This window comes from bacterium 336/3 (genome assembly GCA_001281695.1).
Taxonomy (GTDB): domain Bacteria; phylum Bacteroidota; class Bacteroidia; order Cytophagales; family Thermonemataceae; genus Raineya.
In genome coordinates this window covers 81,631-102,149 of the sequence record LJIE01000001.1, presented here as the reverse complement: position 1 = coordinate 102,149, position 20,519 = coordinate 81,631, and the positions used below count along the sequence as shown (strand labels likewise).

Annotated in this window: 13 protein-coding genes and 3 pseudogenes; 11 read left to right on the top strand and 5 right to left on the bottom strand. The window is 32.5% G+C overall.

From position 1 onward, the window contains the following. Positions 1-55 precede the first annotated feature (55 nt). The 5 genes and pseudogenes from AD998_00415 to AD998_00395 all read left to right on the top strand — a co-directional run bounded on the left by AD998_00415 (position 56) and on the right by AD998_00395 (position 9,212). Entirely contained in the window at positions 56-1,897 is a 1,842-nt protein-coding gene (locus AD998_00415; GenBank protein KOY84814.1) for a hypothetical protein, read from the top strand. A gap of 82 nt (positions 1,898-1,979) precedes the next feature. Beyond that, positions 1,980-2,588 (top strand): hypothetical protein, encoded by a 609-nt coding sequence (locus AD998_00410; GenBank protein ID KOY84813.1) that lies wholly within the window; start codon positions 1,980-1,982, stop codon positions 2,586-2,588. A 99-nt stretch (positions 2,589-2,687) separates the two neighbouring features. Beyond that, positions 2,688-3,737 carry a hypothetical protein gene (locus AD998_00405; protein KOY84812.1) on the top strand — a complete coding sequence of 350 codons (1,050 nt, stop codon included), beginning with the start codon at positions 2,688-2,690 and terminating at the stop codon, positions 3,735-3,737. 2 nt (positions 3,738-3,739) lie between these two features. Beyond that, positions 3,740-6,814, top strand: a pseudogene (locus tag AD998_00400) (acriflavin resistance protein). A gap of 1,429 nt (positions 6,815-8,243) precedes the next feature. Continuing rightward, on the top strand, positions 8,244-9,212 hold the full coding sequence (locus tag AD998_00395; GenBank protein KOY87990.1) for a hypothetical protein: 969 nt from the start codon (positions 8,244-8,246) through the stop codon (positions 9,210-9,212). Positions 9,213-9,224: 12 nt separating this feature from the next. Here AD998_00395 and AD998_00390 read toward each other — a convergent pair whose 3' ends face one another. From AD998_00390 to AD998_00380, 3 genes are all read right to left on the bottom strand, one after another. Continuing rightward, positions 9,225-9,554 (bottom strand): hypothetical protein, encoded by a 330-nt coding sequence (locus AD998_00390; protein ID KOY84811.1) that lies wholly within the window; start codon positions 9,552-9,554, stop codon positions 9,225-9,227. Positions 9,555-9,631: 77 nt separating this feature from the next. Next, a complete protein-coding gene (locus tag AD998_00385) occupies positions 9,632-10,462 on the bottom strand; it encodes a hypothetical protein (protein ID KOY84810.1) in 831 nt (276 codons plus the stop codon). A gap of 69 nt (positions 10,463-10,531) precedes the next feature. Beyond that, the gene (locus AD998_00380; GenBank protein ID KOY84809.1) at positions 10,532-11,332 is read right to left on the bottom strand and encodes a hydrolase; all 801 of its coding nucleotides are present in this window, start codon (positions 11,330-11,332) and stop codon (positions 10,532-10,534) included. A 95-nt stretch (positions 11,333-11,427) separates the two neighbouring features. Here AD998_00380 and AD998_00375 point away from each other — a divergent pair, with 95 nt between their 5' ends. Next, positions 11,428-13,815 carry a hypothetical protein gene (locus tag AD998_00375; GenBank protein KOY84808.1) on the top strand — a complete coding sequence of 796 codons (2,388 nt, stop codon included), beginning with the start codon at positions 11,428-11,430 and terminating at the stop codon, positions 13,813-13,815. 2 nt (positions 13,816-13,817) lie between these two features. On the opposite strand, the gene AD998_00370 is transcribed toward AD998_00375, so the two are convergent. Together AD998_00370 and AD998_00365 are read right to left on the bottom strand one after the other, a co-directional pair. After that, positions 13,818-14,522 (bottom strand): hypothetical protein, encoded by a 705-nt coding sequence (locus AD998_00370; protein ID KOY84807.1) that lies wholly within the window; start codon positions 14,520-14,522, stop codon positions 13,818-13,820. Between the two features lie 51 nt (positions 14,523-14,573). Then, positions 14,574-15,722 (bottom strand): annotated as a pseudogene (locus AD998_00365) (hypothetical protein). 312 nt (positions 15,723-16,034) lie between these two features. Here AD998_00365 and AD998_00360 point away from each other — a divergent pair. The 5 genes and pseudogenes from AD998_00360 (at position 16,035) to AD998_00340 (ending at position 20,466) form a co-directional block, all read left to right on the top strand. Beyond that, positions 16,035-17,081: a hypothetical protein gene (locus tag AD998_00360; GenBank protein KOY84806.1), complete on the top strand. Its 1,047-nt coding sequence runs from the start codon at positions 16,035-16,037 to the stop codon at positions 17,079-17,081. A gap of 61 nt (positions 17,082-17,142) precedes the next feature. Beyond that, on the top strand, positions 17,143-17,655 hold the full coding sequence (locus AD998_00355; protein ID KOY84805.1) for a hypothetical protein: 513 nt from the start codon (positions 17,143-17,145) through the stop codon (positions 17,653-17,655). Between the two features lie 82 nt (positions 17,656-17,737). Continuing rightward, positions 17,738-18,721 (top strand): aspartate-semialdehyde dehydrogenase, encoded by a 984-nt coding sequence (locus AD998_00350; GenBank protein KOY84804.1) that lies wholly within the window; start codon positions 17,738-17,740, stop codon positions 18,719-18,721. 161 nt (positions 18,722-18,882) lie between these two features. Continuing rightward, positions 18,883-19,122 (top strand): annotated as a pseudogene (locus AD998_00345) (hypothetical protein). Between the two features lie 282 nt (positions 19,123-19,404). After that, entirely contained in the window at positions 19,405-20,466 is a 1,062-nt protein-coding gene (locus AD998_00340) for a recombinase RecA (GenBank protein ID KOY87989.1), read from the top strand. Positions 20,467-20,519 lie beyond the last annotated feature (53 nt).

Genomic DNA, 20,519 nt, shown 5'->3' with positions numbered 1-20,519 from the left:
AAATTTCCATCAAAACGACATTCATCATTTACGCATTTATAATTCATCACTTTTTATGTGTGGCATAGCAGGTTTTCTTTCTTTTCAGAATGGTGTTTCAGAAGATTTATTGAAGCAAATGACTACTCGTTTGGCTCATAGAGGTCCTGATGCTGAAGGCTTTTTTTATGATGGAATATGTGGTTTAGGACATCGAAGGCTTTCCATTCTCGATTTATCTGAACAGGCGAACCAACCCATGACTTCGCATAATGGAAGGTATATTATTGTATATAATGGTGAAATTTATAATTTTAAAGAAGTAGCTGAAAAACTCCAGATAGAAACCAAAACAACATCAGACACAGAAGTTATTTTAGAATCGTTTGTTCAAAAAGGGGCCTCATGTGTACAAATGTTCAATGGAATGTTTGCTATAGCTATTTATGACACTGAAAAAAAAGAATTGTATCTGTTTAGAGATAGAATAGGCAAAAAACCACTTTATTATTTCTGGAATGGACATCACTTTGCGTTTGCTTCTGAACTCAAGGCCTTGATGGTTCTTCCTTTTATTAAAAAAGACCTGAATCATGAAGCTATAGAAGATTTCTTGCATTTGGGTTATATTCCTCGTCCTCATAGCATTTATCAAGATGTCTTCAAGATGTATTCAGGCTATTGGCTGAAAATCACCAAAAATGGTGTAGAAGAAAATATGTATTGGGACATTCAGGCTTGTATGAAGAAAGAAAGCCTAGAGGATGAAAAGGAAGCTTTTGAAAAGTTAAAACAACTTCTGACAAGTTCAGTGCAATATAGAATGATTAGTGACGTGCCTTTAGGTGTATTTTTGAGTGGAGGGATAGATTCAAGTACAGTAGCTGCTATTGCTCAAGAACAAAGCAAAATACCTATTAAAACTTTTTCTATAGGATTCAAAGAAGAAAAATTTAATGAAGCTCCTTTTGCCCAAAAAGTTGCTAAACATTTGGGTACAGAGCATTATGAACATATCATTTCTATTGAAGAAGCAAAAAAATTAATACCAGAACTGATTGATGTATATGATGAACCATTTGCCGATTCTTCTGCTGTGCCAACCATGCTGGTTTCGGAGTTTGCTCGAAAGCAAGTAACTGTAGTGTTAGGTGGAGATGGTGGAGATGAGCTTTTTTTAGGTTATGGAATGTATCAGTGGGCAAAAAGATTAGATAATCCAATTTTGAAGCTTTTTAGATACCCGATTTCTCAAATTCTAAAAACTCGTCCTAATAATATTGCTTATAAAAAGGCGTCATCATTATTTGCTTATCCCAAACGTAAAAAATTAGCGAGTCATATTTTTTCACAGGAACAATTTCTTTTTTCACAAAAAGAAGTAGAAAATATGGTGACTTTTCCCATCACAAATTCAGAGCCTTTACTTACTTCGCAGTTTGGGTTGCTCAAGTGTAATCCAATGCTTCAACAATCATTTTTTGATTTGCAATATTATCTTCAAGATGATTTGATGGTGAAAGTGGATAGAGCTACCATGAAATATAGTTTGGAAGCCCGTTCTCCCTTATTAGATTACCGTTTGGTTGAGTTTGCCATGAATCTATCTTCTAACCTGAAATTCAAGAATAAAACATCCAAATATTTGCTCAAAAAAGTATTGTATGAATATGTACCTGCCGAGTTTTTTGAACGACCCAAAAAAGGATTTTCTATTCCTTTAGCAGACTGGTTATTAGGGGATTTGAAATTCTTAATAGATGAATTTTTACATAGAAAGGTAGTTGAAAAACACAATATTGTAAAATATCCACAAGTGAAAGCCTTAAAAGAAAAGTTTTTGGCAGGGGATAAATACTACTACAATCGTATTTGGGCATTGATTGTGCTTCATCAGTTCTTAGAAAAAAATTTCTAAATCATCCATTTTAAAAAAAGTTACAAAAATATTTGGTGCATCAAACTTTTCTTACTTATTTTACAAACCAAATGGTCGGTTTATGAATGAAACGAAATTACATATACTTAAAATAGCTTTTAGGCTTTTTATACAAAAAAATTTTAAAGATGTTACAATGCAAGACATTGTAAGAGAAACAAAACTTTCTAAAGGAGCATTTTATCACTACTTTGAAAGTAAAGAGCAATTATTTATAGAAGTGATAGATACATTTTATTTGGGTGATGAAATGAACAATCAAAGTGATTTTGATAAATCTTCTTTGAAAAATTTTTATTTAAGTTATGTAAAACATTTACAAAGGTTTATAGGATTCATCAAAGAGTGTGTAAATGTTGAGAAAGAGGAAGATTATAATAATATGAACTATTTTCTCTTAGTTTTCGATGCTATCCATCGTTTTCCTGATTTTAAGGAAAAACTTAAAAATATGCATCTGGAAGAGCAAATCATGTGGGAGGAAATTATAGAAAAAGCCAAAGAAAGTAGGGAAATAGATACACCCATGTCAAGTCATCATATAGCTAAATTATTTATATACAGTATCGATTCGAACTTTATCCATAACATTCTCACAGAAAATTTTACCAAAGCTCTTACATCTATCGAGGATTTATGGGACGATTTTTATAAAGGATTAAAAAAATAATTTTTTTTGCTTATACAATAAACCAAACAGTTGGTTTGTTGTAATTAAATAAACCGAATGGTCGGTTTTTATGAATTGAAAAACTAAAAATTAAAAAATATGAAATCATCTATCAAAATTTTGCTGGTGATAGCCATTACAGCTTCACTGATTTTTGGAATAACTGTTATTTTAAACGGAAACGTTGAAAAACAAAATGCTCAAGCCAAAGAGGCACAAATAAAACCCCTTACAAGCGTTCAAATTGCATCTATACAAACAAAAAAAGTACAAGGTATTTTTAAAGCAACAGGTATTTTTAAAGCTTTTGAAACATTAGAGGTGCTTTCAGAAACAGATGGTAAAATCATACAGATTTACTTCGATTTGAACAACAGAGTAGCTCAGGGGCAGGTTTTAGCAATTATAGATGCTAAAACCAAACAAACACAAAGAAAAATAGCTGAAATCAATTATCAGAAAGCCAAAAGAGATTTTGAACGTTATGAGGCATTGTTCAAAAATAACAATCTTTCAGAGTATGACTTAGAAAATGCTCGTTTTCAGATGCAAAATGCAGAACAAAACCTGCAATTATCTCAGCAGGCTTTAGATTATGCAGTTATCAAAAGCCCTATTTCCGGAGTAATTTCACAAAAACTTGTAGGTATTGGGAAGGTATTGGGCGTAGGAACACCTATAGCAACTATTACAGATATTGCTCAACTACGTTTGTTTGTGAATCTGACAGCACAAGACCTTGATAAAGTGAAAGTTGGACAAAAAGTGCAAGTTGTTATACCAACCCGAAAAGAAGAAAAATTTGAAGGAGTCATCAAATCCATAGCCGTTCAGAGTACAGATGCGGGTACTTTTCCAGTAGAAATCCTGATGCAAAACAACCCAACAAAACCCATACTGGCAGGCATGAATGCAGAAGTAATATTGGCAGATAATACCCAAAAAGAAATTTTACTTGTACCTCGAATAGCAATTCTTGATAATCAGGTTTTTGTGATTGAAAATGAAAAGGCGATATCTAAAAAAGTAGTTTTGGGTAGAGAATATGGTGAAAATATAGAGGTGCTTTCAGGCTTGAAACTCGGCGACAAAGTAATTGTAAAAGGGCAAAATAATATAGAAAATGGTCAAAAAGTAAAAATTCAATAACTATGACACTCACAGAAATCTCCATCAAAAGACCTATCTTGATTATTGTGTTTTTATTGATAATCAGTTTATTAGGAATATTTGCCATCGGGCAATTGAAATATGAGCTATTACCCAAAATTAATGCTCCATTTGTTTCAGTAATAGCTGTGTATGAGGGTGCTTCACCTGCTGAAATAGAAAGTACTATTACCAAAAAAATTGAGGATGCTGTGGCTGGAGCAAGTAAAGTAAAACGCATTACATCACGTTCTAATGAAGGTTATGCTGTAATCAGTATTGAGTTTTTACAAGATACAGACCTCGATAAAGCCATGCAAGAGGTACAACGCTTTGTAAATCAGGTTGTACCACAACTACCTCAAGGTGCAAAAACACCTACTGTGGATAAATATTCGTTGGCAGACTTACCTGTTTTGCGTTTAGCAAGTACCTCAAGTCTTTCAGAAAAAGAATTGTATCAGATTTTAAAAGAGCAAATAAAACCTCATCTATCACAACTCAAAGGAGTTGGGCGTATTCAGTTGGTGGGTGGTGAAGAAAAAGAAATAAAAGTGTATTTGGATGAACAAAAGATAAAATATCATCAAATACCTATGTTGGCAGTGGTACAGGCTTTACAAAAATCAAATTTGGATGTACCTATTGGCAATATCAAAGATGAAGATGCTCAATTTGGTTTGCGTTTGAATGGGAAAATATCAGAGTTTGAAACCCTTGAAAATCTGGATATTGCAGTTCTAAAAGATGGAAGCAAAATTAAGCTCAAAGATATTGCTACCCTCGAAGATGGCAGTAAAGATGGTAAAACCATTACCCGACTCAATCAAAAAAACTCTATTGGTTTGATTGTTCAGAAACAATCTAATGCCAATGCTGTAGAGGTTTCAGGGCTTGTAAGAAACGAAATTAAAAAAATTGAGACAGAATATAAAACACAAAAACTAACTTTTGAAATAGCTGCGGATAGCTCAGAGTTTACATTAAAAGCTACAGAAACAGTTTTTCATGATTTGATTATAGCAGTTTTTCTGGTAGCTCTTGTGATGCTTGTCTTCTTGCATTCACTCCGAAATGCCTTAATAGTCATGATAGCCATCCCTTCTTCTTTAGTATTCTCATTTATAGGAATGTATATCATGGATTTTAGCCTAAATCTGATGACTTTATTAGCGATGAGTTTGGTAATAGGAATTCTTGTGGATGACTCAATTGTCGTTTTAGAAAATATTTATAGGCATCTGGAAATGGGAAAAGACAAAGTAAAAGCCTCTTTAGATGGCAGAAATGAAATAGGCTTTTCAGCTCTTTCTATTACACTTGTAGATGTGGTGGTGTTTTTACCTTTGGCTTTTGTCCCAGGCATTACAGGTGGTTTGGTAAAAGAATTTGCTTTGGTAATAGTGGTTTCTACACTTGCCAGTTTAATTGTTTCCTTTACGCTTACGCCCATGCTGGCTTCTCGTTTTGCAAAATTGGAGCATCTGAGTCCTAAAAACATTTTTGGAAAAATTATTTTAACCATAGAAAAGCAGATTCATAAGCTAACGAATTTTTACGTTTCTTTTTTGAAAAAAGGCTTGAAATTTCGTTGGGTTGTGTACTTTGTAGCTTTTGGTTCTATGATAGCATCTTTTAGTTTGGTAACAGAAGGTTATATAGGCGGAGAGTTTGTTCCTACCACAGACAAAGGTGAAATTTCTGTAATTGTAGAAACACCAGCAGGTACAAAGTTTGAAGAAACACAAAGAGTAGCTCAAAAATTTGAGGAAAAAATCCAGAACCTACCAGAAGTAAAAAGAATATTTAGCACTGTAGGGCTTTCCAATGACCCTTATTTTGGGGAAGTAATAGGAGATAATCAAATAGAGTTCTCAATTCTGCTTACAGATAAAAAACAAAGAAATAAAACTGTACTACAAATGTCTCAACAGATTCGAAACATGATTTTAGAGGAGGCAGGTACAAAAGTAAAAGTTTCGCCTGTTGGGGTAATAGGTGCTGAGGCTACTCCCATCCAGATTTTAATTAGTGGAGCAGATAGAAAGCAGATGTTTGAGTATGCACAAAAACTCAAGAAAATGACATCTGAAATTAAGGGAACTGATGATGTACGCCTATCTATACTTGCAGGGAAACCAGAATTAGATATACAAATCAATAGAGATAGACTCGCTAGTTTGGGATTAAATTTGGACGAAGTAGCTACAACCTTACGAGTAGCTCTTACAGGCTTTGACGATTTGAAATTCAGAGAAGGAAATACTGAGTTTCCTCTAAGGGTACAATTGGAAAAATCTGATCGTAATAAAACAGAACAAATTGAAAATCTGAGTTTTATCAATGCTCAAGGCGAACTTATTTATCTAAAACAGATTGCTGATATACAAATGATTACATCGGCTTCTGCTCTCGAACGCAGAAATAAAAATGCTTCTGTAACTATGTTTTCTAAGGCTATTGGAAAGTCAGTAAACGAAATTGGTGAAGAAATTAAACAAATAGTAGCCCAAAATCCTCCGCCAGCAGGCATTAAAATTAGCTACGAAGGGGATTTGGAAATGGCAGATGACTCTTTTGTATATCTGGGTTTAGCCATTACTGCAGGGATTACATTTGTGTACCTGATTATGGTTGCTCTTTATAATTCATTTTTATATCCATTTGTGGTATTGTTTTCTATTCCTGTGGCACTTACAGGGGCTTTGTTAGCTTTGGCTCTTACCATGAAAACACTCAATGTCTTTTCTATTTTCGGAATGATTATGATGCTGGGGCTTGTTGCCAAAAATGCTATCCTGATTGTAGATAGAGCCAATGAACTCAGAAAAGAAGGACGAAATGTATTGTATGCTCTTTTGGATGCAGGTAAAACTCGTTTGAGACCTATTCTGATGACTACCCTTGCCATGGTCATAGGAATGTTGCCTTTGGCTCTGCAAACAGGCTCTGGTGGTGAGTACAACTCTGCTTTAGCATGGGTACTCATAGGAGGGCTTACAAGTTCCATGATTTTCACATTATTTATTGTCCCTGCGATCTATTTAGAGTTAGACAGGATTTTAAAAAGATTTTCTAAGAAAAATATCATGAACGCTCAGAAAAATATTCTCGAAAAAGCTGTTGTAACGGGTCTTTTTATGATACTTACAACAATAAACGGATACTCTCAAACAACTTTGAGTTTAAAAGAAACTGAGATGAAATTAAAAATGAATAATATAGAACTGAACATCCAGAAAAAAGACATTCAAAAGTCTGAATATGGTGTGAAGGAAGCTCAAAGTGTATATTTACCATCTTTAAATTTGAGTGGAAATTATAACAGAAATATCAGACCACAAGTGTTTTTCCTGCCTGCAACTTTCTTCGACCCAACTGCCGATTCTAAAGAATTTCGTTCGGTAAATGCAAGTGCCAAGAATGTTTATCAGGCAAACCTGACACTTTCTGTACCTTTATTGCAGTTTGAAAACAAACCTATACTTGAAAATGCTCAATTAAACAAAGAAAATGCTTACTTAGCTCTTAAAACACTTGAAAATCAGAAATTAGCAGAATTGAGAAAAATCTATTTTGACGCTCTTTGGGCAAAAGCTCAACACGATTTTTGGATAGAAAATCTCAAACGCCAAAACAGAATACTTTCGGATGTAAGACAACGTTTGGAACAAGGCTTTCTAACAGAGGCAGATACACTACAAGCATACGTACAAGTCGAAAACCTCAAACCAAATCTTATCAAAACTAAAAATGCATACACACTTGCTGAAAATCAGTTAAAGCTTTTACTTGATTTACCAAGCCAAGAAGTTTTGCAATTTTCTGATAGTCTGCATTTTAATCCTAAAAATATTGTATTTTCTAATCTTGAAGCCAAGAAGAGAACAGATTTAGAACAACTAAATATTCAAAAGAAAATACTTGATAATCAGGTTAAAATAGAAAAAGCGAAATTAATACCTAATCTGCAACTTGTTGGGCAACATTCTATCCTTACACAACAAGAAAATTTCGATTTTAATAAATATCGTTGGGTTAATTCTACTTTTGTAGGACTACAATTAAATGTACCTCTGTTTAATGGATTTAGGCAAAACAATAAAATGGCACAAATTAAATTAGAGTCTGAGCAAACTTCAGAACGTTATAATTTTGCCATCAAACAAGTAAATTTAGAGATTCAGACACTTCAAAATACACTTCAGGAAACAAGTCTGCAACTCCAAACACAGGAAAAAGTGTTAAAAGCAGCCCAACGTTCTTACAATTTGATGTACGACCGTTGGAAAAAAGGAATTGTAAAACAAGGAGATTTGATAGATTCCGAAATGGTTTTACAACAAGCAAAATTTAATCATATTGGTTTGGTTTACAATTGTTTGCTTATAGAAATTGAACTGAAAAAAGCACAAGGTGAATAAACTTAAAACACGAGAAGCTTCTCGTGTTTTTTTATTTGTATGGCTTTGTGTAAATTTGTACCTTTCTCAAACATATATAACTATGATTCAGGCGATTTTAAAAAGTAAATTGAAAGAAGATGTTTGTTTGCAACTCAATATTCCCAACCACTCTTTCACTTATTTATGCGATTGTGGGCAAGCTTCTGATTTGACTATCAGTGATATAAAAAACATTCAGGCGATTTTTATCAGCCATACACATATAGACCATTTTTGCAATTTTGATACAATCTTAAGGCATCAGTTGCAAGTAAACCGAAAAGTAACGATTTGTGGACCCAAAGGAATAGCTAAAAATGTACAATCTAAGCTTTTGGGCTATAACTGGGATATTCTGCTCTCTGAAGAACAAGCTGCTGAGGCTTTGCATTACGAAGTAAGAGAAATATCTGAAAACCAAATAGATGTATATGTGCTTCATACACCTAAATGGGAATTGGAACACAAAGGCATTTTACAAGAGCAATATTTGTACGAAAATGAGGTTTTTAGTGTAGAATATGCGATTCTAAACCATAGAACGCCTTGTATTGCATATTGTTTTACAGAACACTCAAAAATCAGTATTCAAAAGGATTTGCCTTTTAAACAAGGAGAATGGATAAAGGCTTTGAAACAAGCTTTTGTAGAGCAAAATCCTGAAAAAGAGATACTCATAGAAGGAAATTTGCATAAAGCTCAAGACTTATTTGTGTATTTGGAAGAAAAAAAAGGCTCAAAAATAGCTTTTGTGATGGATCATTTGGCTTCTGAAGAGAACCATCAAAAGATTATCAATTTGTGCAAACAAGCTGATGAATTGTATATAGAAGCCTATTATTTGCATGAAGAGTTGGAACTTGCTGAAAAAAATCATCATAGTACAGCTTTTCTTTCGGGGCAGGTAGCTAAAAAAGCACACGTGAAAAAAGCGATTCCTATTCACTTCTCCCGAAGACACCAAACTGAAGAAGCCATTGTAAAAGTGGTAGAAGAATTTGAAAAAGGGTTTAATGAAAAATTTAATTGATAATTGAATGTTTCAAAAATGTCTCAAAAATTTAATCAATAGTTGATAGGCGATTTCCCAAATAATAATGGCTATTACCAAATGTATAATAACAATGTCCCAAAAACCATAAATATCAAATAGATGATGAATTATTCCCAAGGGTAATAAATACTTCAGTCCAATAATTGCAAATAAAGTTGTCAATATTGAAGTAATAAACTTCACTAATCGAGTTGTTTGCAAGAAAATTCCTGAAAAAATGAAATGAACAAGCATAACAGAAGGAATAACAGCAACTGACATTCCCAATTCTCTATGCTCTGTTACAATTACTAAAAGCATTGTTAAAATAAAAGGCATAATGCAACAAAATATTGCAAGAATAAAGTAAAATAAAAGTCTTTGTTGAAAAGATCTGTGAAGCATGAGATGGAGTCTTATTTGATAGTATTTTTGTGTTGTTTGAGTTTAAAGCTAATTAATAGTAAACTAAAAGTCAAAGAAATACAATAGGAAACCAGCGTTCCTAACCATATATCAAGTTTAGGAAACAACAACATAACAGAAATGGTATATATAAATAATGAAATCGAGCCTAAAGGGGCGTTTTTCATAAAATAAAAAAGCTGTTTTGGATGATAATAAAAATGTAAAATTACCAATGTTGCAAAAGTTGCAGCAGGAAACATTGTGAAAATACCACCCCAAAATGGATTTAATGTTTTGCCTAAAAAAACAACTATTGCAATGATACTTCCTGTGAATACTGCTCTAATAAATATTTGTGTTTTTGTATAATTAGGTCTATCCAAATTGAATTCATGATTTTTACTCTTCAATATAAAATGTGTCAATGTGATAATTATGAAGAAACCAACAATACTAATCAAGATATTAGAAAACTTATAAATAGCAAATGGAGAAACTAATACAAACCAAATAATGCTACTGATTGATAGAGAACATAATATTTGTGGAATTTTACTCCTAATATAGTTGGCAAAAAAAATAGAACAATAAATATAGATTACAGAGGAAAATATTACAATACCAAGAGGAATTAAGGTAGCTGGGATAATCATTGAAACATTTTTGGCATTTGTTGTAAGTCCTAAAAAGAAAAAACCTAAGACCAAAGTTGTTGGGAACATCATAATGATACCTGAAATATGTTGGCTGGTCTTTTCTGCAATTAAGGAAAGTATTGTTATCAATGAGCCTCCTACAAAAAAAGAAACTAATAACTGAAGTAATAAAATAGTTGTCATAAACTTGTATAGTATGCTTCTATGAAATAATCCCTAATAGGTTTGCCGAATCCGTTATTGTGTTCGTTTTTACCGTACTAATATTTTTTTCAATTCTGTTTTATAATCTTCATTGTCTGTCATTCCATTATGTCCTTGTCCATTGAGTGTAATGAGAGTATCTTGTTGTTTAAATTCATTTTTTAGTTTCAAAGATGAACCATAATAAATTACCTCATCCTTGTTTCCATGAAACATCACAACAGGCATTTTACAATTTTTCAGATACTCATTTGTCGAAAATTTGTATTTCAAAATAAAAGTTGGAACAAATGGAAAGTTGTATTGCATCATGTCTGTTAGGCTATAATAGGGTGCTTGTAAAATTAAAAGCTTTGGATTATTGGTAGAAGCAAGTTTGGAGGCAAGCCCTGTTCCAATAGAATAACCTAAAACGATTATTTCATCTTCTTTATATCTCTTTTTCAATTCGTTGTACACTATTTGATTATCTTGAAAAAGTTGCTTTTGGCTGTTTATTTTCCCCTCACTTTTCCCATAGCCTCTGTAATCAAGAATAAAAACATCATAGTTTAAATCTGTATATGTTTTGGCAACACTACCCCAAGAGCTTAAACTTCCTGCATTTCCGTGTAAATAAAAAATAAGTCCTTTTGAAGTGTTAGCTTTAAATAAAAGTCCATTTAATATTTTCCCATCTTGTACTTTTATGTTTAACTCTTCAAATTCTTGTTCAAATTTAAATGGATAACTCTTATCTAATTTTTGAGGAAAAAAAATGAGTTTTTCTTGAAAAAAATAAAGTAATCCACATAATGGAATGTACATGGAAGTTATAATCAAGAAGATTTTTATTATTCGGTTTTTCATGAACAATTTAGATAAGAATTACGCAAATTTTTACAGATGTATTTGGCAATATGTTTGTTTTATATTAAGTTTATTGAATGCTGTGCTTACCAAATATGAAAATACCTACAACACTATTATTTTTATCACTTTTATTTTTCTCAACACTACAAGGGCAATCTATACACCCAATAGATAGTTTGAAAATATTATTAAAAAATACAAAAGTTGATACAAGTCAAATCAATTTGTTACATCGGTTATGCCAGCAATATATTTCAAACGGATATTTTAACTTGGCTTTGCAAACAAATGAAAAGCTATTAGAAATAACTAAAAAAACAAGGTACTTAAAAGGGGAAAGCCTTTACTATCAAAACTTAGCTTTTTTTCACCAAAAAAACGAGTTAGGTTTTTATTACCACTGGAAAGCCATTAAAATATTACAAAAGCTTAAACTTTTTACAGAAGCTCAAAAAATTTGGGATGGATTCAGAAATTACTCTTCAACCAAAGAATACAAAAAAATAGCCATAGATTCGTTGGAAAAATGTATAGTTATTTACGAAAAAGAACCTAAAAACGATGTTCTATTAGCAGAAATATACAAAGTTTTAACATATTTATACATTCAGCAAAATGGATATGATAAGGCTTCAAATTATCAACAAAAAGCTTTTGAAATCTATAAGAAAAAGAATCATCATCAGGGAGTTGTAAGTTCTCTCTTGAATGGTATTACTATTTTAGAAAAACTTAATCAGCCTCAAAAAGCATTAGAGTATAGCTTAAAACTCGCTGAAATAGAAGACACTGTAAAAAACTCCGAAGATTTGGGTATATGTTTTCATTTAATTGGACATTTTTATTACAGAGTTCAAAATCGTTATGCCATCAGTATTGAGTATTTTTTGAAAGCAGTCGAATCGGTTGATAATAAGGATTTTGTATTGCAATCTTTAGATTTATTTAACATAGGATTGTTATATCGAAATCAAGATTATCATACCAAAGCCACAGCGTATTTTTTGAAAGCCAAAGAAATTGTAGAGAAAAACCCTTTGGAGTGTATGATACACATTACAGAAATTTATAATGCCTTGGGTTTTAGCTTAAGTTCAGAAAATAAACTAAAAGAGGCTATGAGTTATCATCTCAAAGCCAACCAAATAGCAGAAAAAGATAAAAATAAATTAATTCTTGCACAAAGTTTAGATGGAATAGGACAGATATATTTAAAACAGGAAAAATATAAAGAAGCTCTTGAATACTTGTTTAGAAGCCTGAAATATTCGGAGGATGTTAATAATCAAATACTAAACTCTTATATATATCTTTATATAGCAGAGTGTTACGAAAAATTACATAAGGAAAAAGAAAGCTTAGACTATGCTTTAAAATCTTATGATTTTGCGATGAAAGCAAATTGGGGAATTGTAAAAATCAAATCAAGTCTTTTAATATCAGAACTTTATGGAGAATTTTCCAAATTTGAAGAGGCGTATAGTTTTCAGAAAAAACATTTGGCTTTCAAAGACAGCATTCTCAATAAAGACAATGCAAATCATTTGGCTGATATAGAGGTAAAAATAGCTTTGCGAAAAACCAAGCAAGCCATAGAATTATTGGAAAAAGATAAGAAAATACAAGAGGAAGAAAATAAAAACCAGAGAATTGTACTTGGCTCTGTATTAGGTATTTTAGCAATACTGGGGCTACTGGCATTTGTCTTGTATCGTAACAATCGAGCAAAAATAAGGGCGAATATGAAACTTTTAGCTCAAAAAAAAGAAATAGAAACCCAAGCAGAAAAACTAACACAAGTAAATGCTACCAAAGATAAGTTATTCGCAATTATCGGACACGATTTGCGTTCACCTCTCAACTCTCTCAAGGGACTGTTAAGTCTTTTGGAGAATAGAAATATCAGTCCAGAAGAATTTATTTTATTTTCAGGAAAACTAAAAAGTGGAGTAGAACATGTTCATTTCACACTCAATAATTTGCTGGTTTGGGCAAATAATCAAATGCAAGGCATTGAAGCTAGACCCCAAAAAGTTGAAATAAATGCTTTAGTAAAAGAAAATTTCAACTTTCTGGAAGAAATTGCAAAAAATAAAAATATCACTCTCAAAAATAAACTTCCTGAAGCTGTACAAGTCTGGGCTGATGAACAACTTATCAACCTGGTTTTTAGAAATCTCATTAGCAATGCTCTAAAATTTACGTCAAACGGAGGAGAGGTCTTTGTATATGCAAAAGAAAATGATGATTCTTGGGAAATTGCTATTCAAGATACAGGAATTGGCATGAGTTCAGAAACATTTTCAAAACTTTTTAAACAAGAAGTACATATTACCACACATGGTACAATTGGTGAGAAAGGTACAGGCTTAGGCTTATTACTTTGTAAAGAAATGATAGAAAAAAATAAAGGTAAAATATGGGCAGAAAGCACTGAGAGTGTGGGCTCTATATTTAGGTTTGTATTGCCAAAAGGATAAGTCTATTTAGCTAATAACCTACCCACTACCAAAACCACAAATAAATGAGCCCAAACAGCTTCAATAACGGCTAAACGACTGATTAATAGGCTCGTATTGTCATATAATGGATTGAAGTTTCCTAAAATACTGATGCTATAAGCAATGGACTCCAAATAACTGGATAAATTGAGTTGATGTGAAAATCCAAGAGCTTTGGGGTCGAAGATACAGACAATATCATAAAGACCTCCAAATGCCCAAGCAATCATAAAATATACACAAGCTGAACCCCACAACCTTTCAATAGTGGTCATTTCCTCTTGAAAAATTTCTAAGATGGTATGATAAATAATGGTAATAGTACCCACAGAATAACAAATATGGACAGCCAAAATATAATATTTTTTACCTGCTATTTTTAAATCAATAAAAGGATTCTCAACAATGGTACCCATTACCAAACCAATAATAAAACATATAATTATTGTATTAAGTGTGATGGGGTTTTTGGTAAAAAGCCTAATCATCAAATATGTATAGAATACATACAGGGTTGAAAAAGAAAGAAAAATAACTTCTGCAATGATTTCAGCAATATAGCTTCCTATTCCTAGAAGAATTAAAAAATCTTTTGTTAAAAGGATATTTAAAAAAGCAATAATTTGTATAAATACAACAGCTTTAAAAGCTTTGGATGTGGTTTGATTTTGTAATTTTAGAAACATAAGATATTTTAATTTCCAACCAATTAAATAAAAAAAAAGAACTACAACAAATTAAGGTTGTAGTTTCTGATTATCAATGACTTTAAATAAATCGTGATCGGGAAATTTAATTTTTTGAATAGCTCGATTCATCATACCTTCCATTTCATAAGGAAAAAAAGAAGCCCTCCAAGAACCTGTATTGGTGATAAGTACCCATGAGTAACCATCATTTCGGCGAGTAAGGGATATATTGGTACTAGAAAGATTGCCTGTTCGCCACCATTTTTCTGCTGTAATTTGTTTCCAGCCTAACGGATGATGATTTTGTTTTAAACTGTCCTTTGGGTTAAAATGTGTCATTTCTGAGATGCTTGAGCTACTCAAAATATCTTGTTTTGTATCAAAACCATCAATAGCACAGACTAAGCGAAGCATATCCACCGAACTTGCTATCCACCCTCCAGCAGCACCCAAAGCTTCTGTGTTGTTGCCTTCATAAATTCTTGATGCAGAGTCTGTTGGATTGTATATAGAAATATTTAAGGGTGTACCTTCTGCTTCATAATAGCGTACTTCGTTTGCAAAACGCTCTTTATATCTGTTTTTACCAATTCTCATTCTGTCTGCTCCAATAGGACTTAGAACTTTTATTCTAACAAAATCTTCATAAGGCATTTGTGTAATCTCTTCAATCACAGTTCCTAATAAACAATAGCCAAAATTAGAGTAGTCATAAAAAGCCCCAGGTTCAAAATGACCTTTTTGCGAAAGCATAAAATGAATAGTTTCTTCAAATTTGATGGGTGAAGGCACTTTCATGGCTTGAGCAACCAATACTGGCACAAACATAGGGTCTGTTCGTAAATAATTACGCCAGCCTCCTGTATGTGTAAGTAAATGTCTTACAGTAACTTTATGTAAAATAGGGTCTGCAATCCAATGGTTGTATTTTTTGAGAATACCTTCTTCACCAAAAATTTTACTTTCTAAACTAAGTTTGTTTTCTTCTACAAGTTTCATAACAGCAACAGCCGTTACAAGCTTTGAGGCACTTGCTATCCTGAAAAGATGATGAGGGCGTGTTTTCAGATTTCGTTCTTTTTCTGCATAGCCAAAACCTTTAGCATAAACCAATTTACCATCTTTTACAACTCCTAAAGTCATACCTTGTATTTGCCATTGCTTAATAAAATTTTGAGCCATTGAATCCAAAAGAGCTGTTTCAGATGTGGATGATAATGTGTGTAAAGTATCCCAATGAATATTCTCAGTATCATCAATATTGGTAATAACAAGGGCATTTTTTGCGGGGAATTTTTGGGAGGATTGTTCACATGCTCCCAAAATGAGCCCTAAGAATAACAGGTAATGAAATTTCATAAAAATTATAAAGGTGTTTTGCCAAGATTTGCAAAAATACAAAAAAGTTTGTTTGCTGAAACTTCTACGGCTTTTAAAACTCTTTGTTTGATAAACTCATACTTTTTACGTAAAATTGCCATACTTTTATAGTATATAAAAAAACAAATCATGAAACAGATATTCATTACATTGTTATTCTGCTTTTTTACAAGCATTCTTTTTGCCCAAAAAAAGCCTAAAAATACATTTACTATAGCGTTCTATAATGTTGAAAATCTTTTTGATACAGAAGATGATCCAGCCATTGATGACTCTGAGTTTCTCCCTACTTCCGAAAATAAATGGGATAACGAAAAATATCAGAAAAAATTAGTCAATATGTCTTCTGCTATCAGTACATTAGGCTCTCCACAAGCTCCTGATATTCTTGGACTTTGCGAAATAGAAAATAAAAGAGTTATTGAAGACCTCATTGCTCAACCTGCTCTAAAAAATAAAAATTATGGAATAGTTCATTATAACTCTCCAGACGAAAGAGGCATAGATGTAGGCATGATTTACAAAAAAGATTTATTCAAACCTTTTGCAGAGAAATCTTGCAGAATAATCTTTCCTGAAGTCAAAGACAAAACAAGAGATTTTTTGATTGTTTCAGGGATTTTAGGTGGAAAAGATACCTTGCATGTATTTGTGGCTCATTTTCCTTCCAGACGTGGTGGATTGAAAGAAAGTGAACCTAAAAGAATTTATGTAGCTTCTCAAGTGAAAAGTAAAGTAGATTCTATTCAAAAAAGGTCTCCCAAAGCAAATATTATAGTGATGGGCGACTTGAATGATGAACCTATCAACAAAAGTATTGTTGAAACTATCAATGCTAAACCTTATTCTGAAGGCTTAAAACAAGGACAAATGTTTAATGCAATGGGTGTACTAAAAGCAGAAGGAAAAGGAACACATGCTTACTACAATGGTAAAGAAAAAATAACAGAATGGAATCTTTTAGACCAAATGATTCTTTCATCTAATCTGGTCAATAAAAAATCATCACTGCGTTACGTCTTAAAATCAGCAACCATTCATAAACCTGAAACACTCATGCAACAAGAGCCTGCTCAATACAAAGGACAACCCCTAAGAACATTTGCAGGTAAAAAATATTTAGGAGGTTATAGTGACCACTTCCCTGTTTTTATTCAATTAGCAGTTTATAAATAAAACTTTGTAAGTTATTTTTTTGTTGAAATCTACAAGATAACCCTTGTAGATTTTTTATTTTATGGAAACCGAAGAAATAGTTAATAAAGTTGCCCAGAGTGGACTGATTACTCTGGATATAAAAGATTTTTATCCTAAAGGAGAAAGAGTTGTATATGACTTAGCTCAAAATCTTTTTCAAGGGCTTATTTTAAAAGAAAAAGATTTTAGGCAGTTTTTAAAAGAACATGACTGGAATTCGTACCAAAATAAAAATGTGGCTATTATTTGTTCAGCAGATGCCATAGTGCCTACTTGGGCATATATGCTGTTAGCCATTCATTTAGAACCATATGCTGACTGTTTTGTTTTTGGTGATTTAGAAAGTCTTGAAATAGAGTTATTTAGAAAAGAACTGTTAAAGATAAATATAGCTGAATATGAAGGCAAGCGAATAGTAGTTAAAGGTTGTTCTGATTTGCCCATACCTACTTATGTGTATGTTGAAATTACTCGTTTATTAAAGCCTCACGTACAAAGCCTCATGTTTGGAGAACCTTGTAGTACAGTACCTTTATACAAGAAAACAAAATAATTTTTTGAAAATTTATCAAATAATCAAGAATATTGCGTTTCCAAAAAAAATATTATCAACCTTTTAACCTTTTTTAATTATTATGAAAATTGCTGTTGTGGGTGCTACGGGTCTAGTAGGCACCGAAATCCTGAAAGTTTTAGAAGAAAGAAACTTTCCCTTTACAGAATTGTATTTAGTTGCTTCAGAGAATTCAAAGGGTAAGAAGATTTTTTTTAAGAGTAAGGAATACACAGTAATAGGAATGGAAGAAGCAATAGCTCTTAAACCTGATTTTGCAATTTTCTCAGCTGGAGGAAGTACTTCGCTTGCTTTTGCACCTAAGTTTGCAGAAGTAGGTACAACAGTAATTGATAACTCTTCTGCTTGGAGAATGGATCCTACCAAAAAACTGATAGTTCCAGAAGTAAATGCTGATGTACTTACTAAAGAAGATAAAATTATAGCAAACCCCAATTGCTCAACTATTCAAATGGTTGTAGCTCTAAATCCGTTACATAAAAAATATGGAATTAAACGTATTGTAGTTTCTACTTATCAGTCTGTAACAGGTACAGGTAAAGCTGCTGTTGACCAATTGATGAATGAAAGACAAGGAATAGAAGGCAAAAAGGTATATCCACATCCTATTGATATGAATGTTTTGCCTCATATTGACTCTTTTTTGGACAATGGTTACACCAAGGAAGAAATGAAAATGGTGAATGAAACCAAAAAAATATTTGGTACTGATAAAATAGGTGTTACCTCTACAACTGTTCGTGTGCCTGTAATGGGTGGACACTCAGAAGCTGTCAATGTTGAGTTTGAAAATGATTTTGATGTGGAAGAAGTAAAAAATATTATTTCAAAAACAGCAGGAGTTATTTTAGAAGATGATGTGAAAAACAATCGTTATCCTATGCCTATTTTAAGTAAAGGAAGAGATGAAGTATTTGTAGGCAGAATTCGTAGAGATGAATCTCAGCCAAACACCTTAAATATGTGGATTGTTGCAGATAACCTGCGTAAAGGAGCAGCTACCAATGCTGTACAGATAGCAGAATACCTTATGTTAAAAAAATAGAGATAAATTTCTTTTTTTCTTAAAAAAAATGTAATATAGTGGCTTGAAAAATTAGAAAGTTACTCATATTATAAAATATTCAGATTATGAAGAAATTATCTCTACTTATTTTATTGACAGTTTTCTGTGGATTTGGAGCAATTGCTCAAAATACAGCAAGTACCCCCGAGCAACGTGCTACCATGATGACGGAAAGAATGGATAAGCAAGCCAGTTTCACAACGGAACAAAAAGTGCAAGTACAAGCTATTAATTTAGACGCAGCTCAAAAATTACAAACTGTTCGTCAAGAAGTTCAAGCAGGTACCATTACACAAACTACAGCTCAAGAACGTAGAAAAGCTATTAATCAAGAGAGAGAAACTAAAATTGTAACACTTCTCACTCCTGAACAAAGAAATAAATATACTAGAATGAAAACCCAAAGAGAGGCTAAATCAAATAATGCTAATTTGCCCAATACTTTTAAATCAAGATAAATATAACATCACAATAAAAAAATACCTACTAAATGTTTAGTAGGTATTTTTTTTCAAGAAAATAATTGGTACACAAAAATTTTACGGAGTAAATATTTTCCTTTGCTAATGTATTGATTAGATATTTAAAAGTAATATTTTTACAAAAACATAAATTCTACTAACATGGCAAAGAAAGAAAAAGAAACCAGTATCCCCGTTGATATGAAAGGCAAATTGGATGCACTAAAAAGTACAATGGAAAAAATAGACAAAGATTATGGGAAAGGAACTGTAATGAAATTGAGTGATAACAAAGTAGTTGATGTAGAAGTTATTTCAACAGGATCAATTGGTGTGGATTTAGCTCTTGGTGTTGGTGGTTTGCCCAAAGGTAGAATTGTGGAAATATTTGGACCTGAATCTTCTGGTAAAACAACATTAGCGATTCATACCATTATCCAATGCCAAAAAGCTGGTGGTATTGCGGCGTTTATTGATGCAGAACATGCTTTTGATCGTTCGTATGCTGAAAAATTAGGCATGGATCCTGAAAAAGTAGTTGTTTCTCAGCCAGATAGTGGTGAACAAGCTCTTGAAATTGCAGAACAACTTATTCGCTCAGGGGCTATAGACATTGTGGTTATTGACTCTGTGGCTGCTCTTGTTCCTAAAGCTGAAATAGATGGTGATATGGGTGATAGCAAAATGGGTTTACATGCTCGCTTGATGTCCCAAGCTATGCGTAAACTAACAAGTGTAGTCAATAAAACAAACTGTTGCTGTATCTTTATCAACCAATTACGTGATAAAATAGGTGTAATGTTTGGTAGCCCTGAAACAACAACAGGTGGTAATGCTCTTAAATATTATGCTTCTGTTCGTATTGATATTCGTCGTATAGGACAAATTAAGAATGGAGATGATATTTTAGGTAACCGTACTCGTGTGAAAATTGTGAAAAATAAAGTTGCCCCTCCATTCAAACAAGTAGAATTTGACATCATGTATGGTAGAGGTATTTCTAAAATTGGTGAAATTGTTGATTTGGGTGTGGAATTGAATGTTATCAAGAAATCTGGAGCAAATTTCTACTACAACGAAACCAAACTTGCTTTGGGTAGAGATAAATTGGTGAAGGCTTTGGAAGACAATCCCGATTTAGTGGAAGAGCTAGATAAGAAAATCCGTGATTTGATTGCATCTGGAGCAAGTATTCAAGAAATCCCTGCTGAGGAGCAAGAAGAAGCCGTAAAAGATGAGAAAGAAGAGTTAGTTGAAGAATAGTAGTAACAACTTCCTATGAAATAAATCGTAACTGGTTCGCTGGTTACGATTTA

What these genes read in the sequence shown, in the direction of transcription:
- AD998_00355 (KOY84805.1), top strand. Translation starts at nt 17,143, where the DNA reads ATGGAAACCGAAGAAATAGTTAATAAAGTTGCCCAGAGTGGACTGATT.
- AD998_00410 (KOY84813.1), top strand. Translation starts at nt 1,980, where the DNA reads ATGAATGAAACGAAATTACATATACTTAAAATAGCTTTTAGGCTTTTT.
- AD998_00390 (KOY84811.1), bottom strand. Translation starts at nt 9,554, where the DNA reads ATGCCTTTTATTTTAACAATGCTTTTAGTAATTGTAACAGAGCATAGA.
- AD998_00370 (KOY84807.1), bottom strand. Translation starts at nt 14,522, where the DNA reads ATGTTTCTAAAATTACAAAATCAAACCACATCCAAAGCTTTTAAAGCT.
- AD998_00395 (KOY87990.1), top strand. Translation starts at nt 8,244, where the DNA reads ATGATTCAGGCGATTTTAAAAAGTAAATTGAAAGAAGATGTTTGTTTG.
- AD998_00350 (KOY84804.1), top strand. Translation starts at nt 17,738, where the DNA reads ATGAAAATTGCTGTTGTGGGTGCTACGGGTCTAGTAGGCACCGAAATC.
- AD998_00415 (KOY84814.1), top strand. Translation starts at nt 56, where the DNA reads ATGTGTGGCATAGCAGGTTTTCTTTCTTTTCAGAATGGTGTTTCAGAA.
- AD998_00385 (KOY84810.1), bottom strand. Translation starts at nt 10,462, where the DNA reads ATGACAACTATTTTATTACTTCAGTTATTAGTTTCTTTTTTTGTAGGA.
- AD998_00375 (KOY84808.1), top strand. Translation starts at nt 11,428, where the DNA reads ATGAAAATACCTACAACACTATTATTTTTATCACTTTTATTTTTCTCA.
- AD998_00405 (KOY84812.1), top strand. Translation starts at nt 2,688, where the DNA reads ATGAAATCATCTATCAAAATTTTGCTGGTGATAGCCATTACAGCTTCA.
- AD998_00360 (KOY84806.1), top strand. Translation starts at nt 16,035, where the DNA reads ATGAAACAGATATTCATTACATTGTTATTCTGCTTTTTTACAAGCATT.
- AD998_00380 (KOY84809.1), bottom strand. Translation starts at nt 11,332, where the DNA reads ATGAAAAACCGAATAATAAAAATCTTCTTGATTATAACTTCCATGTAC.
- AD998_00340 (KOY87989.1), top strand. Translation starts at nt 19,405, where the DNA reads ATGAAAGGCAAATTGGATGCACTAAAAAGTACAATGGAAAAAATAGAC.